The following is a 380-nucleotide window of genomic DNA, read 5'->3' as shown; positions in this document are numbered from 1 at the left end:
TTGATTGGTTAGTAGTATCAAAAACATATAGATAGTTTGTTAACCCTACACTAGCCGCCCCAGTAGGTCCGGTGGAACCGGTAGAGCCAGTATGTCCAGTGGAACCGGTAGAACCAGTAGAGCCGGTAGCCCCAGTAGGCCCGGTGGAACCAGTGGAGCCAGTAGAACCGGTAGCCCCAGTAGGCCCGGTGGAACCAGTGGAGCCAGTAGAACCGGTAGCCCCAGTAGGTCCAGTGGAGCCAGTAAGTCCACTGGAACCAGTAGCCCCGGTAGGTCCAGTAGGAGAATGTGGGAGAATAATACGGTTAATATCTAAAAGTGAAAAGTTAATGAACATATCTTTGTTTTGATAATCTATCGAAATCACCTCACTAGCATGT

The 380-nt window shown here is 49.5% G+C and carries 1 pseudogene; it reads right to left on the bottom strand.

Annotation, left to right across the window (positions count from 1 at the left end):
• Positions 1-367, bottom strand: a pseudogene (locus MR170_RS31215) (collagen-like protein); the annotation flags it as partial.
• Between the last annotated feature and the right edge of the window lie 13 nt (positions 368-380).

Origin of the sequence: Bacillus cereus group sp. BfR-BA-01524, assembly GCF_022662595.1 — a bacterium.
Lineage (GTDB): Bacteria > Bacillota > Bacilli > Bacillales > Bacillaceae_G > Bacillus_A > Bacillus_A thuringiensis_S.
Note: the sequence above shows the minus strand (reverse complement) of the source record. Positions and strands in the feature narration are given on the sequence as shown.